General features: G+C 49.1%; 1 tRNA gene and 1 rRNA gene. Both read right to left on the bottom strand.

Annotation, left to right across the window (positions count from 1 at the left end):
• Position 1 precedes the first annotated feature (1 nt).
• Positions 2-78 (bottom strand) — tRNA-Ile (locus F3J31_RS23285).
• 70 nt (positions 79-148) lie between these two features.
• Positions 149-228: ribosomal RNA gene (locus tag F3J31_RS23280) — 16S ribosomal RNA — on the bottom strand; the annotation flags it as partial.

Below are 228 nucleotides of genomic sequence, written 5' to 3'. Positions count from 1 at the left end.
TTGGTAGGCCTGAGTGGACTTGAACCACCGACCTCACCCTTATCAGGGGTGCGCTCTAACCACCTGAGCTACAAGCCTGCAGAGATTTTTACTGCTGTTTTTTCATCAGACAATCTGTGTGAGCACTGCAAAGGCAGGTTCTTTAAGGTAAGGAGGTGATCCAACCGCAGGTTCCCCTACGGTTACCTTGTTACGACTTCACCCCAGTCATGAATCACAAAGTGGTAA

The organism is Enterobacter sp. Acro-832, assembly GCF_011752745.1.
In the GTDB taxonomy this organism is placed as follows: domain Bacteria; phylum Pseudomonadota; class Gammaproteobacteria; order Enterobacterales; family Enterobacteriaceae; genus Enterobacter; species Enterobacter quasiroggenkampii.
This window is presented reverse-complemented; position numbering and strand designations above follow the sequence as displayed.